The organism is Polaromonas sp. (genome assembly GCF_012927455.1).
Lineage (GTDB): Bacteria > Pseudomonadota > Gammaproteobacteria > Burkholderiales > Burkholderiaceae_C > Polaromonas.
In genome coordinates this window covers 112,136-123,686 of record NZ_JABBPE010000006.1, presented here as the reverse complement: position 1 = coordinate 123,686, position 11,551 = coordinate 112,136, and the positions used below count along the sequence as shown (strand labels likewise).

The window sequence follows — 11,551 nt, the reverse complement described above, 5'->3', positions numbered from 1 at the left end:
AAGGTGCAGGCCACCGAGGTGGCGATGTACAAGGCGCTCGGCGCGCTCGAAGTGATTGCCAAGCCTTTCGACCCGATGACGCTGGCCGCGCAGATTCAGAAGATCTGGGCCGCGCAAGCTTGAGTCGTCCGGCCCATTTCAGGGGCAAAAAGTGCCTGCAGCCCATACGGGGCGGGCGCAGGTAGCTATTAATAACATAGCAAGTCGGGCTCCTGCGTCGCGCCGCACAGCACGGCCGGTCTGAAACACCAGCAACCAGATCGCGTGGATCAGGGCGCTTTGGTTTTCGAGCGGTTCATCGCATTTTCAAATTCTTCTGGCGACAGCATCTGGTCCTTGTCGGTGTCGGCTTCATCAAAATGTTTGGCCACATTGCGAAAGCTGGCGGCTTCGTCACGGCTGACTTTTCCGTCCTTGTTTGCATCCATAAAGTTAAATGCGCGCTCCAGGTCTTTGGCGCTGTATCTCGCTGCCGGGCTTGCCGATGCGGCCCTGGCCGATGGTTCGGCTTGAGTTTGCGACGCCGCCGCAGCCGGTGCGTCTGCCGCCGGCTGGGCCTGCGCACGCATGCCGAACAGCGCCCCGCCAGCGCTCAGGGTGAGCAGCGTTGCGCAGCCAAAAAGATACCAGAAAGCGGAGTGAACAGGGCGCTGTGAGGGCGTCAGTTTGGCGGCAAGAAACTTCATCGGTGGTTGGGCCGGGAGTAAAACATAATCCATTTGATGCGAATAGTGGTTTGAGCGCCAGTGCGCTTGCAAGGTGTTTCTATGGTTTACATACGCGGCCGCGCCAGACACATTTCTTTGCCAAGGCGGCGCGAGCGCTCAAAGGTTGAATGACAGAAAGATCGGGCAGTGGTCCGAGGCGACGTTGCTGCTAGAGATCTCTGTAAAGCGCTCGAACTGGAAATCGATGGCCAGCGCATTGGGGTCGTCTTCGATGGTCTCCAGCCGCACCTGCCTGGGCAGGGTGCCGCCGTCGGCTTTTTTCGATTCGGAGCGAAAACCCAGGCCGCGCCGCTCCAGGCTCACGCCGTTTTTCTTCAGCTTGCCGGCCAGCGCGGGCGAGAGCAGCACATGGTCGAGCTGCGACACGCTGTTTTTGGCTTTCCAGTAATGCGTCCAGCGCTCTCGCGGCGCCAGCGTCGCCAGTGCATCGACCAAGCCAGACTTCTGGCAGAGCTTGGCAAGCTGCGGCGCCAGCGGCGTGTCGTTGAAGTCGCCCAGAACAGCAAAATATTCCGACTTGAAAGCCGCAGCGGAAAATCGGGCTTTCAGCAGGCTGACCACCGTTTCGGCCTGCAGCTGGCGCCGCTCATTGGCCCGCGTGCGTTCGTTGTTGCGCGCTTCTTCATTGGCGCCCAGCGCCAGCTTGGATTTGAAGTGGTTGATAAACAGCGTCACAAAAACATTCTTTTTAAGCTGCAGTCGCACCTCCAGACAGTCACGGCTGAAGATGTAGTTGCCTGCGGCCATGTCGTCCACATGCGTGGTGATGCCGTCTATCGGGTACTTCGACAAAATGCCGACGTCGATCTGCCGCAAGTCACGCGAGTCGAGCACCACTACATAGGGATAGGCGTTGGCCAGAAAGCGCTCATTGAACTCGCGCAGCGCGATCAGGCTTTCCACCTCCTGCACGCACACCACATCGGGCAGCACGGTGTTGCCCCGCGTGAGGGCCAGCGCGCCCAGTTTGCGCTGCTCGGGGTTGAAGACATCGAAAGCTCCCTTCTGGTAGAGCGGCAAATAACCCACGTTGGGGTCCAGCACACCGCTTTTTCCGCTCTGATCGCCGGGAAAGGTCTTGCCGAACTTATAGCGCACAAACAGGTTGTTGACGTTGAAATTGCACAGCAGCATGGCAGGCCTTTCGGTTGGGTGAGCAAGGCAGTTTAGCCAGTGGACAGGCAAGGTTCAAGCGGACAGGCGCATGAAATGACTCGCGAAATGACGCGCAAGGAGGGCACTGCGCGGCGCTAGCGGGCCACAGCAAAAAGACACAAATTTCTTGGATTTACCTAGTTGGCAAGCGTTTCAAGCCGCCAAATATTAATCCCTATGGTTAAGTATAAAAACGAGGTGTTGAATGTTGTGTTTGCCGCGCTGGCCGATCCGACCCGCCGCACGGTGTTGCAAACGCTGGAGCAGGGCAGTCTGTCCGTGGGGCAGCTGGCCGCCCCGCATGGCATGTCGCTGCCCGGCTTCATGAAACATCTGCAGGTGTTGGAAGACGCCGGTCTGGTCAGCCGCGCCAAGGACGGTCGCGTCGTCAGTCTGGCGATTGCGCCCGAACCGATGCAGGAGGCCGCTGTGTGGTTGTCGCGTTATGCAAAATTCTGGTTCGCGCGCCTTACAACGTAAGCGGCGATTACCAGGAGGTTGTGCGCAACAGCAAGCTCGTGTTCAGCTGGGCCTGGCAAAGCACACCGAACGGGTGTTGCGGGTCAGTATGCGGTTGCGGCCTTTGGGCGTGGGCACTGAACTCTTTTTTGTGCACGAGCAGTCCTTCGACCAGGCCGTGCGTGACGGCCACAATCGGGGCTGGGCTGGTGCTTTTGCCAAGCTGGACCTTCTTTTTAGCGGATCCACTAATTGAAAGAAAATCACAATGCTCGCAAACAGAAACGTCATGGCCACCATCGCTGTCAGGAATATTGATGTGGCCAAAAAATTCTATGAACGCACGCTGGGCCTACAAGCTCTTGAGAGTAGCGAAGAAAGCGTGCTCAACTATCAGAGCGGCGCTTCCACGGTAGTGGTGTATGTCTCGCCCCATGCAGGCACCAATAAAGCAACGTCCGCTACATGGGAAGTGGGCGATGAGTTTGACACCATCATGCAAAAGCTCAAGGCCAAAGGCGTGACGTTCGAACACTACGACCTGCCCGGCTTGACGCTGCAGGGTGACGCCCATGTAGCGGGTGATTTCAAGGGCGCCTGGTTCAAGGACCCAGACGGCAACATCCTGCACATTTTCAATCAGTAGCTGAAATCATCTGCTAAGCCGCACACCAAGCCCTCATCGCATGTTTTGAAAGGAGATCAACCGTGAATGCAAACCCAGCCCGCCACCCCGTTGTCCCAAAAGAGGAATGGATCGCCGCCCGCCGGCAACTCCTGGCCAGGAAAAAAAGTTCACCCTGCTGCGCGACCAGTTGAGCGTCGAGCGGCGCAAGCTGCCCTGGGTCAGGGTAGCCAAGCCCTTTTTTTTCGCGCCGCTTCGATCTGCTGCTGGGCGCCTACAAGTACATTGACCTGATGCCCAAGAGGCGCGACGAAGACCAGTTGCCCTTAACCATGGGCCGTGTGCGCCACCACGACAGGTATGAAGCCGCGTTGGGGCGCGGTTCACAGCCGGTTGAAAGCTGCTTCCATGCGGTAGCAGGTACCTACTGAACATTATTTTGGCCTCTAGACCAGGTGGGATATGCGCAAGCTGCTATTTATTTGATAGCGATAGACGCCACCTGCCAATGCTGAAGGTATATTGGTCGCATGAACGCCAACCACCACCGCCGCTCCGACCTCGTCCGCTTCGCCATCCGTGCCATGTCTGAGCGCGGCCTGCAAGCCGAGTTTTCGGTCGGTGTCGAAAAGCAGCTTAGATCCATCGCCGGCCCCGCCAGCGAAGCCGCCAGCGCAGACATAAGCGATCTCACACACCTGCTCTGGTGCTCCATCGACAATGACGACTCGCTCGATCTGGACCAGCTCACCGTATGCGAGGTGTTTGACAACGGGTCCGTCAAACTGCTGGTGGCCATCGCCGATGTGGACGCGCTGGTCAAAAAAGGCAGCGCCATTGACGAGCACGCGCGCGCCAACACCACCTCTGTCTACACCTCCGCACGCATCTTCCCGATGCTGCCCGAGCGTTTGTCTACCGACCTGAGCTCGCTCAACTTCGATGAGGACCGGCTGGCCCTGGTGACCGAGATGGTCTTCCACGCCGACGCCACGCTGGCAAGCGCCACGCTGTACCGGGCCAGGGTGCGCAGCAAGGCCAAGCTGGCCTACGACGCCGTCAGTGCCTGGCTGGACGGCGAGGGCGCGCTGCCCGCCGCTGCTGCAGCCGTGCCCGGCATGGAGGCGCAATTGCGCACGCAAGATGCGCTGGCCCAGCAACTGCGGGTGCTGCGGCATGCCGAGGGCTCGCTTGAGTTTGAAACCTTCCAACCGCGCGCCGTGTTTGAGGGTGAGCGCGTGATCGCTATTGCCCAGCAGGTGCAAAACCGGGCGCGCCAATTGATCGAGGAGGTGATGATCGCCACCAACGGCTGCGCCGCACGCTATCTGGCATCCAGGGGCGGTGCCTCGCTGCGGCGCGTGGTGCGCTCACCCGAACGCTGGCTGCGCATCGCGGCGGTGGCCCTGGAGTACGGCGTAACACTGCCGCCTGAGCCCGATTCCAAAGCGCTTGAAGCCTTTCTGGCGAAACGCCACAAGGCCGACCCGCTGCGCTTTCCCGATCTGTCGCTGATCATCGTCAAGCTCATGGGCCGGGGCGAGTACGTGGTCGAGACACCTGGCGGCCCGCCCATCGGCCACTTTGGCCTGGCCGTGCGCGACTACACCCATTCCACCGCGCCCAATCGGCGCTTCCCCGACCTGATCACCTCGCGCCTGCTCAAGGCGGCGCTGGCGGCCAAGCCGCCGCCTTACTCCAACGCCGAGCTGGGCGCATTGGCCCTGCACTGCACCCGGCAAGAAGACGCCGCCCAAAAAGTGGAGCGGCAGATGCGCAAGTCCGAGGCGGCGCTGCTACTCGAATCGCATGTGGGCCAGCGCTATGACGCCCTCGTGACCGGCGCCACCGCCGACGGTGTCTGGGTCCGGCTGTTCTCCCCGCCCGCCGAGGGAAAGCTGGTGAGCGGCGCGGCCGGCCTCAAGGTCGGGGACAAAGTTCACGTCAAGCTGGTGGCGACCAATGTGGAGCGCGGCTTTATCGACTTTGTGCTGCTGGAGTGAGGCTGCGGTTGCGTTTTTTACGCGCATGGGCGTACCTGCGGGGCGTACTCTGTATGAGCGCGCTTCGCGCAGCACCTATGAAAACACTGCGTTGGGCGATGCGGTGCCGGGTGTGGACATATCGCAGCGCCGGCTGCTGATCACCACCGCCTCGCGGATGTCGCCCCTTGGCTGTTTTTCAGGTCGTAAGCTGGAACGTGATGCCGTACCCGGTGGCTTACAGCACCGGCAGCCGGGCAGCGTGGATGGATTATTCGCTGGCTCGGGGTGCGTCGCGCTGACAACTGGTGACGCACAAGTGGTCAGGCCTGGCGGCCTAGGCGGTGGCGGGGCAGGGCGGCGGGTTTTTGAGTCTGTAGCGCTGCTGTCGGGTGACGTTTTTGGCTAACCCGACTTACAAAATGCTATGAAATTTATAGCTGCTTGCGTCGATAGGTATTGGGCTGGAGGCTGATTTTATCCTTGGATTCAAGCCGGAACCCAGTCGATTGAAATACTAAAAATAGCGCCAGGTACCCACCAGCTGCGGGCAAGATCACGTAGCGGCTTGTCGATTCTCATCAATACGCACGCGGAATGCGACAAAATTGATGTCGAGCCTTTTTTTTAACCCGGTCTCATTTTCCCCATATCACCCTCCATGAATATTCTCTTAACCGGCGGCGCTGGCTACATCGGCAGCCACACTTGCATTGCGCTGGCTCAGGCGGGATACACACCGGTTATCGTCGATGACTTTTCGAACAGCCACCCGGCGGTGCTGCAGCGTTTGCAGCAGATCACCGGCCAGACCATTGCTTGCGAGCAGGGCGATGTGGCAGACGCGGCTTTCATGACCGATGTGCTGCGCCGCCACAAGGTGCAGGCGGTGCTGCATTTTGCCGGCTACAAGGCCGTGGGTGAAAGCGTGGCCGAGCCGCTCAAGTACTACCGCAACAATCTGGGCAGCACGCTGGGGCTGCTCGAGGCGATGACTGCCGTGGGTTGCCGCAAGCTGGTGTTTTCCAGCAGCGCCACGGTCTATGGCGACCCGGCCACGGTGCCGATTACCGAAGACTTCCCGCGCAGCCACACCAACCCTTACGGCCACACCAAGCTGATGATTGAAGACATGCTGGCCTCGCTGGGCGCGGCCGACCCGGTCTGGGCTATGGCCGTGCTGCGCTATTTCAACCCCGTGGGCGCGCACACCAGCGGCCTGATCGGTGAGAACCCGAGCGGCATCCCGAACAACCTGATGCCTTACATCACGCAGGTGGCGGTGGGCAAACGGCCTTATCTGAACGTCTATGGTGATGACTACACCACGCCCGACGGCACCGGCGTGCGTGACTATATTCATGTGCTCGATCTGGCTGAAGGGCATGTCGCCGCGCTGGACGCGCTGCTGCAGCGCGGCCAAAGCCTGACCGTGAACCTGGGCACCGGCCAGGGCCATAGCGTGCTGGAGGTGGTGCGCGCCTTTGAGCAGGCCAGCGGCCGCGCCGTGCCCTTCCAAATCATGCCGCGCCGCCCCGGCGATGTGGCGCATTGCTATGCCGACCCGGCGCTGGCACAGCAACAGCTGGGCTGGCAGGCGCGCCGCACGCTGGCGGATATGTGCGCGGACGCCTGGCGCTGGCAAAGTCAGAATCCCGGGGGTTACTGATCTGCGCACTGGTGTGCGTTGTCACCGCAGGTTCGACCGGCCAGCCACATCGCTTGAAGCCCGGCTGTTGGAAAAAAAGCATGATATATGCTTCTAGCCCATACAGGACGGGCGTAAGCAGCTATTATTTTAATAGCAATATAAGGCCGAATTGGTGGCGGCCTGCTGGTTGACGCCGTTCGACCACCTGCAGCGCTCGGGCCGGCAAGACCGGGGCGCGTGGTTTTTTAGGATGGTCCCTCGCCCGAATTTGCTGGTGCAGGCCAATTTTTCTCATTATTGGCATTTAGTGTGCGATTCTTCTCACAGTTCCAGTGCCAGATGGGTTGGTCAGGCGTTTTCCATTTACACCTTGTAATGTATAGACGATGATAGAGATTTGAGTCCAATTTAGAACACATGGCCGCTGTCGACACTGCTATCAACTCACCTTCTGCAATCGCTTTACCTGGCTTGGGTCGGGCGTTGGTGGTGGCGGGCAAACTGGGGCAAAAGGCGGCCGAAGACATTTTTCGCAAGGCGCAAATCGGGCGCAGCAATTTCATCGCCGAGTTGACCGGTTCGGGCGCGGTGTCGGCGTTTGACCTGGCGCACATCATGTCGACTGCTTTCGCGGCGCCCCTGCTAGACCTGGACGCCATCGATGTGCAGCGTTTGCCAAAGGGGCTGCTGGACGCCAAGATCTGCCAGACCTTGCGCATTGTGGTGCTGAGCAAACGCAACAATCGCCTGATTGTTGCAACGGCCGACCCCTCTGATCAGGAGGCAGCAGAAAAGATCAAATTTTCTACCCAGATGGGAGTTGACTGGGTCATCGCCGAATACGACAAGCTGTCCAAGCTGGTCGAGGCTTCCAACGCCACGGCGGCCGAGGCGATGGAAAACATCATCGGCGACGACTTCGAGTTTGACGACGCCGGCCCGGATTCGGCCATGGAAGACGATGCCACCGTGGCTGAGGTGGAAGACGCGCCAGTCGTCAAGTTTCTACACAAAATGCTGCTTGACGCCTTCAGCATGCGAGCGTCCGATTTGCACTTTGAGCCGTTTGAGCATACCTACCGGGTGCGTTTCAGGATTGACGGCGAGCTGCGCGAAATTGCCTCGCCGCCGGTCGCGATCAAGGACAAGCTGGCGGCGCGCATCAAGGTCATTTCGCGCATGGACATATCCGAAAAGCGGGTGCCGCAAGACGGCAAGATGAAGCTCAAGATAGGTCCCGATCGCGTTATCGATTTTCGGGTTAGCACCCTGCCCACCATGTTTGGCGAAAAAATCGTCATCCGTATTCTGGATCCGAGCAGCGCCAAGCTCGGCATCGACGCACTGGGCTACGAGGCGATTGAAAAAGAACGCCTGCTGGCAGCCATTGCCCGACCCTATGGCATGGTGCTGGTGACCGGTCCTACCGGCTCCGGCAAAACCGTGTCCCTCTACACCTGCTTGAACATTCTGAACAAGCCGGGCGTGAACATCGCCACCGCTGAAGATCCGGCCGAGATCACCCTGCCCGGCGTCAACCAGGTCAGCATGAACGAAAAAGCCGGCATGACCTTCACGGTCGCGCTCAAGGCCTTTTTGCGGCAGGATCCCGACATCATCATGGTTGGCGAGATTCGCGACATTGAAACTGCCGATATCGCCATCAAGGCCGCGCAAACCGGCCACATGGTGTTGTCCACGCTGCACACCAACGATGCGCCGTCGACGCTGACGCGCATGCGCAACATGGGCATCGCGCCCTTCAACATTGCCTCCAGTGTGATCCTGATCACGGCCCAGCGACTGGCGCGTAGGCTTTGCCCCAACTGCAAGACCCCGGCGGATATTCCGCGCGAGACGCTGCTGGAGGCCGGCTTCAAAGAAGACGACGTGGATGGCTCGTGGACGCCTTACCGGCCGCTCGGCTGCTCGATGTGCACCAATGGCTACAAAGGCCGTGTCGGCATCTACCAGGTCATGCCGATTTCCGAAGAGATTCAGCGCATTGTGCTGCGCGACGGCAGTGCGCTGGAGATTGCGGCGCAGGCCGAGGCGGAAGGCGTCAGAAGTCTGCGTCAGTCCGGCTTGCAGAAAGTCAAATTCGGCATGACCTCGATGGAAGAGGTGTTGGGCTGCACCAATGTTTAGCCAGACGCGTGTAAGAGCGGGCACATTGGCGCGCGACGCTAACGGCGAGTTGGTCTGAATACCCCCTGCAAAACAAGAAGGCAAGAAGGCATCATGGCAACTGCAGCAATTAAAGGCATCAAGGAATTTGTTTTCGAATGGGAGGGCAAGGATCGGGGCGGCAAGCAGGTGCGCGGCGAAATACGTGCCGCTGGCGAGAATCAGGTCAAGGCGTCCTTGCGCCGCCAGGGCGTATTGGCCAGCAAGATCAAAAAGCGCCGTATGCGCGCTGGCAAGTCCATAAAACCCCGTGACATTGCCATCTTCACGCGCCAGCTTGCCACCATGATGAAGGCCGGCGTTCCGCTGCTGCAGTCTTTTGACATCGTCGGCCGCGGCAACCCCAATGCCAGCGTGACCAAACTGCTCAATGACGTGCGCACTGATGTCGAAACCGGCACCTCGCTGAGTTCGGCCTTTCGCAAGTACCCGATGCACTTCAATGCGCTGTATTGCAATCTGGTCGAGGCTGGCGAGGCCGCCGGTATTCTGGAGGCCTTGCTGGATCGGCTGGCGGTGTACATGGAAAAAACCGAGGCCATCAAGTCAAAGATCAAATCCGCACTGATGTACCCGATTTCGGTGGTGGTCGTGGCTTTTGTGGTGGTCGCGGTGATCATGATTTTTGTGATTCCGTCGTTCAAGAGCGTTTTCTCCTCGTTCGGTGCAGATCTACCCGCGCCCACCTTGATCGTGATTGCCATCAGCGAGTTCTTCGTGTCGTACTGGTGGCTGATTTTTAGCGGTATTGGCGGCGGCCTCTACTTTTTCATGCAGGCGTGGAAACGCAATGAAAAAATGCAGAAAGTCATGGACCGCCTGCTGCTCAAGCTGCCGGTGTTTGGTCCCTTGATCGACAAGTCCTGCATTGCGCGCTGGACTCGCACGCTTTCGACCATGTTTGCCGCCGGCGTGCCGCTGGTCGAGGCACTGGACTCGGTGGGGGGCGCATCCGGTAACTCCCTGTATGCCGACGCCACCCAGAAAATCCAGCAGGAAGTCTCTACCGGCACCAGCCTGACGGCGGCCATGAGCAATGCCAACCTGTTTCCCAGCATGGTGCTGCAGATGTGCGCCATTGGCGAAGAATCCGGCTCGGTTGACCACATGCTGGGCAAAGCCGCAGACTTTTATGAAGCCGAAGTCGATGAAATGGTGGCCGGCCTGTCCAGCCTGATGGAGCCCATCATCATTGTGTTTCTGGGCACGCTGATTGGCGGCATTGTGGTGTCCATGTACCTGCCCATCTTCAAGCTGGGTCAAGTCGTTTGATGGGGGTGGGAATGGGTCTGGGGCTGGAGTTCGATGCCTTGCTGGCAGGCATTTTGGGCTTGCTGATAGGCAGCTTTCTCAACGTGGTGATCTACCGCCTGCCCAAAATGATGGAGCAGCAGTGGGCGCAAGAGGCCGCCGAGTTGAGCGGGGTGGCGCCGCAGCCCGCCGCGACATTCAATTTGCTGGTGCCGCGCTCGCGCTGCTCTGCCTGCGGCCATGTCATACGCTGGTATCAAAACATCCCCGTTGTCAGTTATCTGTTCCTCAAAGGCAAATGCGCGGCCTGCGGCAATCCTTACAGCGTGCGCTATCCCATCGTGGAAGCGCTGACTGGCGTTTTGTTTTTCTTTTGCGTCTGGCGCTGGGGCTGGACGCCGATCGCGCTGGCATGGAGCGGTTTTTCTGCGGCGCTGCTGGTGCTGGCGCTGATCGACTGGGACACCACCTTGTTGCCCGACGACGTGACCTTGCCCTTGTTGTGGGCCGGTTTGCTGGTAGCTGCATTGCAGTGGAATCCTGCCATCAGCCTGAACAGCGCACTGTGGGGCGCGGTCGCCGGTTATCTGTCCTTGTGGCTGGTGTACTGGGCCTTCAAACTGGCAACCGGCAAGGAAGGCATGGGCTACGGCGACTTCAAGCTGTTTGCGGCGCTTGGTGCCTGGTTTGGCTGGCCTGCGTTGATTCCCATGATCTTGATGGCCTCCGTGATCGGTGCCGTCATCGGCATTGCGATGAAATTTTCCAGTGGCCTGCGCGAGGGCGGCTACGTCCCCTTCGGCCCCTTTTTGGCGGGCGCGGGGTTCACCGCCATGGTCTTTGGGCCGCAGTCCATTTTGCGTTTCATCGGTTTGTGATGTCATGCAGCGGGGCAGCTTTAGCAGCACAGCGCATCGGTCTGACCGGCGGCATTGGCAGCGGCAAAAGCACGGTGGCCGGCATGCTGGTTGCCTTGGGCGCCACGCTGGTCGATGCCGACGCCATTGCCAGGGAGCTCACCGCCGCAGGAGGCGCCGCTGTCAAGGAGATCGCCAGCCAGTTTGGTGCTGCCGCCATCGGCGCCGATGGCGCAATGAACCGCGAAAAAATGCGCAAGCTGGCCTTCAATGACCCAGCCGCCCGGCAGCGGCTCGAGACGATTATTCACCCCCTGGTCAGCCAGCAGACCCTGAAGCAGGCCGCGCAAGCACAGCAGGCCGGCAGCCGCTGCATCATCTTTGATATTCCCTTGCTGGTGGAGTCGGGGCGCTGGCGCCAGCAACTGGACCGGGTGCTGGTGGTGGACTGCCGCGAAAGCACGCAGGTAGCCCGCGTGGTGGCGCGAAATGGCTGGACGTCGCAAGCCGTCGAAAAGATCATGGGCGGCCAGGCCAGCCGGGCGCAGCGGGTAACGGCCGCTGATATTTGCATCTATAACGATGGTTTGCTTCTTGAAACATTGGCGCTGCTGGTGCGCCAACTGGCCGTGCGCTTCGGGCTATGATGCATAGCC

At 59.8% G+C, this 11,551-nt stretch carries 11 protein-coding genes; 9 read left to right on the top strand and 2 right to left on the bottom strand.

Features of this window, described 5'->3' with window-relative positions; translation table 11 throughout:
* Window positions 1-269 precede the first annotated feature (269 nt).
* Together HHJ18_RS08295 and HHJ18_RS08290 are read right to left on the bottom strand one after the other, a co-directional pair.
* Window positions 270-719, bottom strand: a complete 450-nt coding sequence (locus tag HHJ18_RS08295; protein ID WP_296913815.1) for an EF-hand domain-containing protein — start codon at window positions 717-719, stop codon at window positions 270-272.
* 105 nt (window positions 720-824) lie between these two features.
* Window positions 825-1,862 (bottom strand): endonuclease/exonuclease/phosphatase family protein, encoded by a 1,038-nt coding sequence (locus HHJ18_RS08290; protein ID WP_296913813.1) that lies wholly within the window; start codon window positions 1,860-1,862, stop codon window positions 825-827.
* A 198-nt stretch (window positions 1,863-2,060) separates the two neighbouring features.
* Here HHJ18_RS08290 and HHJ18_RS08285 point away from each other — a divergent pair, with 198 nt between their 5' ends.
* The 9 genes from HHJ18_RS08285 to coaE all read left to right on the top strand — a co-directional run bounded on the left by HHJ18_RS08285 (window position 2,061) and on the right by coaE (window position 11,542).
* On the top strand, window positions 2,061-2,363 hold the full coding sequence (locus HHJ18_RS08285; protein ID WP_366558817.1) for a metalloregulator ArsR/SmtB family transcription factor: 303 nt from the start codon (window positions 2,061-2,063) through the stop codon (window positions 2,361-2,363).
* 268 nt (window positions 2,364-2,631) lie between these two features.
* Window positions 2,632-2,988, top strand: coding sequence for a VOC family protein (locus HHJ18_RS08280; RefSeq protein ID WP_296913811.1), 357 nt, complete (start codon window positions 2,632-2,634; stop codon window positions 2,986-2,988).
* A gap of 272 nt (window positions 2,989-3,260) precedes the next feature.
* Window positions 3,261-3,398 carry a hypothetical protein gene (locus HHJ18_RS08275; protein ID WP_296913808.1) on the top strand — a complete coding sequence of 46 codons (138 nt, stop codon included), beginning with the start codon at window positions 3,261-3,263 and terminating at the stop codon, window positions 3,396-3,398.
* Between the two features lie 99 nt (window positions 3,399-3,497).
* Window positions 3,498-4,970, top strand: a complete 1,473-nt coding sequence (locus tag HHJ18_RS08270) for an RNB domain-containing ribonuclease (protein ID WP_296913805.1) — start codon at window positions 3,498-3,500, stop codon at window positions 4,968-4,970.
* 640 nt (window positions 4,971-5,610) lie between these two features.
* On the top strand, window positions 5,611-6,618 hold the full coding sequence (galE, locus tag HHJ18_RS08265) for a UDP-glucose 4-epimerase GalE (RefSeq protein ID WP_296913802.1): 1,008 nt from the start codon (window positions 5,611-5,613) through the stop codon (window positions 6,616-6,618).
* Between the two features lie 399 nt (window positions 6,619-7,017).
* Entirely contained in the window at window positions 7,018-8,748 is a 1,731-nt protein-coding gene (gene pilB / locus HHJ18_RS08260) for a type IV-A pilus assembly ATPase PilB (protein ID WP_296913800.1), read from the top strand.
* Between the two features lie 93 nt (window positions 8,749-8,841).
* On the top strand, window positions 8,842-10,059 hold the full coding sequence (locus HHJ18_RS08255) for a type II secretion system F family protein (RefSeq protein ID WP_296913798.1): 1,218 nt from the start codon (window positions 8,842-8,844) through the stop codon (window positions 10,057-10,059).
* Window positions 10,059-10,916 carry an A24 family peptidase gene (locus HHJ18_RS08250; RefSeq protein WP_296913796.1) on the top strand — a complete coding sequence of 286 codons (858 nt, stop codon included), beginning with the start codon at window positions 10,059-10,061 and terminating at the stop codon, window positions 10,914-10,916. The genes HHJ18_RS08255 and HHJ18_RS08250 overlap by 1 nt, the downstream gene beginning before the upstream one ends.
* Window positions 10,916-11,542 (top strand): dephospho-CoA kinase, encoded by a 627-nt coding sequence (coaE, locus tag HHJ18_RS08245; RefSeq protein WP_296913794.1) that lies wholly within the window; start codon window positions 10,916-10,918, stop codon window positions 11,540-11,542. Before HHJ18_RS08250 ends, coaE begins: the two co-directional genes overlap by 1 nt.
* Window positions 11,543-11,551: the final 9 nt, after the last annotated feature.

Excerpts from the sequence above, each read along its gene's own strand:
- HHJ18_RS08280 (WP_296913811.1), top strand. The coding sequence starts at position 2,632 with ATGGCCACCATCGCTGTCAGGAATATTGATGTGGCCAAAAAATTCTAT.
- HHJ18_RS08250 (WP_296913796.1), top strand. The coding sequence starts at position 10,059 with ATGGGGGTGGGAATGGGTCTGGGGCTGGAGTTCGATGCCTTGCTGGCA.
- HHJ18_RS08295 (WP_296913815.1), bottom strand. The coding sequence starts at position 719 with ATGGATTATGTTTTACTCCCGGCCCAACCACCGATGAAGTTTCTTGCC.
- HHJ18_RS08275 (WP_296913808.1), top strand. The coding sequence starts at position 3,261 with ATGCCCAAGAGGCGCGACGAAGACCAGTTGCCCTTAACCATGGGCCGT.
- HHJ18_RS08285 (WP_366558817.1), top strand. The coding sequence starts at position 2,061 with ATGGTTAAGTATAAAAACGAGGTGTTGAATGTTGTGTTTGCCGCGCTG.
- HHJ18_RS08290 (WP_296913813.1), bottom strand. The coding sequence starts at position 1,862 with ATGCTGCTGTGCAATTTCAACGTCAACAACCTGTTTGTGCGCTATAAG.
- coaE (WP_296913794.1), top strand. The coding sequence starts at position 10,916 with ATGTCATGCAGCGGGGCAGCTTTAGCAGCACAGCGCATCGGTCTGACC.
- pilB (WP_296913800.1), top strand. The coding sequence starts at position 7,018 with ATGGCCGCTGTCGACACTGCTATCAACTCACCTTCTGCAATCGCTTTA.
- HHJ18_RS08270 (WP_296913805.1), top strand. The coding sequence starts at position 3,498 with ATGAACGCCAACCACCACCGCCGCTCCGACCTCGTCCGCTTCGCCATC.
- galE (WP_296913802.1), top strand. The coding sequence starts at position 5,611 with ATGAATATTCTCTTAACCGGCGGCGCTGGCTACATCGGCAGCCACACT.
- HHJ18_RS08255 (WP_296913798.1), top strand. The coding sequence starts at position 8,842 with ATGGCAACTGCAGCAATTAAAGGCATCAAGGAATTTGTTTTCGAATGG.